At 73.2% G+C, this 2,454-nt stretch carries 2 protein-coding genes; both read right to left on the reverse strand.

The genetic code is table 11. The features are described from left to right. A partial coding sequence (locus ACYVE9_RS23015) for a glycoside hydrolase N-terminal domain-containing protein (protein ID WP_461029805.1) occupies positions 1–345 on the reverse strand: 345 nt, incomplete at its 3' end. Next, positions 342–2,336, reverse strand: coding sequence for a beta-galactosidase (locus ACYVE9_RS23020; RefSeq protein WP_461029806.1), 1,995 nt, complete (start codon positions 2,334–2,336; stop codon positions 342–344). The genes ACYVE9_RS23020 and ACYVE9_RS23015, both read right to left, overlap by 4 nt. Positions 2,337–2,454 lie beyond the last annotated feature (118 nt).

Here is a 2,454-nt window from a genome sequence, read left to right on the forward strand (position 1 = left end):
CCCGCTCCCCGGGCCGCCGCCGGGCTCGGGGAGCGGGCGGCGGAGGCGGGTCTGGAAGGCGGGGTGGAAGGGCTGCACCCACTGGAGCGGGCGTCCGTCGGTGAACGCGTCGGCCGCGTCGACGTCACCGGCCAGCAGCCGGCTCCGCAGCGTGCCGAGCCGGTCGGCGAGGTGCGGCGGGCCGGCGTGCTCGCTGCCGTTCGGGCGCACCAGCGTGTGGTGGTTGACGATGACCAGGTCGTCGTCGAGGTCACCGAACACCATGGCGCCGTGTCGCCCGTTCCCGCTGAGAAACGTGTCCTCCCAGCGGGAAGCGGGCAGCGGCTCCCAGGAGCCGTCGCTCACGAAGCGGCCTCCCGCAGCGCCACCACCGCGTAGCGGCCGAGCGGGACGCGCCCGGTGAACGTGCTGCCGCCGAGCACGTCGTGGTGGGCGCCGGGCAGTTCCACCTCCACCGCGTCGTGCCCGTGGTTGAGCAGGAACAGCAGCGGCCCGCGACGTACCGCCTCCACCCCCGGGGGCAGCCCGGCGACGACGGGCCGCACCCCGGCGGTGCCGGCGGCCTCGGTCAGCAGGTCGCGCAGCGCGGGCGGCTCGGGCAGGGTCGAGACGTACCAGGCACGGCCGTTGCGCAGCACGGCCGGCAGTCCGCTCAACTCACCGGGCCCGTAGGCGGCGAGTGTCTCGGCGGTGCCGGACGGTTCCAGTTCCTCCGACCAGAGCGTGCCGCGGAACGCGCCGCAGTCCACGGTCTCCCCGGCGTCCAGCGGCCACCACTCGTGGACGGTGCGGATGCCGAACAGCTCCCGCAGCCGTGCGTCCATGCCGCCTTCGCGCACCCGGTCGTCCCGGTCGGCGACACCGGTGTGGAAGCCGCAGACGAGTGTTCCGCCGGCGTCCACCCACGCCGTGAGCGCGTCGATCGTCTCGTCCCGCATCAGGTAGAGCTGCGGGACCACCAGGAGGCGGTACGCGTCGAGGTCGCCGTCCGGGTGGGCGAAGTCGGTGGGCAGTCCGGCCTCCCAGAGGGCCCGGTGCCAGGCCCGTACGACCTCCTGGTAGTCCACCTGGGTGGAGGGGCGCCCCTCCTGCTGGCCCGCCCACCACGACTCCCAGTCGTGCAGCACCGCGATCTCGGCCGTGGTCGAGGTGGTGGCCACCTCCGGTGCCAGGGTGGCCAGTTCGGCGCCCAGCCGCCTGACCTCCTGGTAGGTGCGGCCGTGTTCTCCGGCGTGGCTGACCATGCCGGAGTGGAACTTCTCCGCGCCCTGCCGGGACTGCCGCCACTGGAAGTAGCAGATCGCGTCGGCGCCCCTGGCCACCGACTGGAGTGACCAGAGCCGGTTGAGGCCGCGCGGCTTGGGGTGGTTCACGCCGCGCCAGTTCACCGGCCCGGCGGCCTGCTCCATCAGCACCCACGGTTCGCCGCCCGCCTGCGAGCGTGTCATGTCGGCGATCATGGCGTTGTACTGGCCGCCGAGCGCGTTGGAGCGGTCCACCGGCTTGGGGTCGGGGTAGCTGTCGACGGAGACGACGTCCTCGTGGGCGGCCCACTTCCAGCCGTCCTGGCCCTGCCAGAACGGCATGAAGTTGGTGGTGACCGGCAGGTGCGGGGTGTGCCGGGCGACGATGTCGCGTTCGGCGAGATAGCAGTCGAGCAGGGCGTCGGAGGTGAACCGCTTGAAGTCCAGCACCTGCGTGGGGTTGTGCAGGTACTGGGCGCGGCGCGGCGGGATGATCTCCTCCCAGTCGGCGTAGCCCTGACTCCAGAACGCCGTGCCCCAGGCCTCGTTGAGCGCGTCGAGGGTGGTGTAGCGGGTCTGGAGCCAGCGGCGGAACGCGCGGGCGGCCTCGTCGCCCCAGTCGTAGGTGCAGTACTCGTTGTTGATGTGCCACATGACCAGCGCGGGGTGGTCCGCGTAGCGGGCGGCGAGGTCCTCGGTGAGGGCCGTCGCGTACCGGCGGTAGAGGGCGCTGGAGTGGGAGAAGTGCTGCCGGGAGCCCCACCAGACGGTCTGCCCGTTCTCGTCCCGCGGCAGGGTCTCGGGGTGCAGGCGTCCCATCCAGGGCGGGGGTGAGGCGGTCGGGGTGGCGAGCACCACGGAGATCCCGTTGCCGTGCAGCAGGTCCATCAGGCGGTCGAGCCAGCCGAAGTCGCGCTCCCCCGGGCGTGGTTCGAGGCGGGCCCAGGAGAAGACGCCGACGGTAGCGGAGTTGACGCCGGCGTCCTTCATCAGCCGGACGTCCTCGTGCCAGACGTGCTCGGGCCACTGCTCGGGGCTGTAGTCACCGCCGAAGAGGATGCGGCCGCGCGTCGCGGTGTGCAGCGAGGGCACTTCCACTCACCGCCCGTCCGACACGGAGGCGCCGTCCGACGCCCGTGCCCGGTCCGCGGCCCGCGCCCCGCCCGGCGTCCGTGACCCTGCCGGGGGCTGCGCGCCGTCCGTGGCGCTG

Source organism: Streptomyces sparsus (assembly GCF_054776295.1).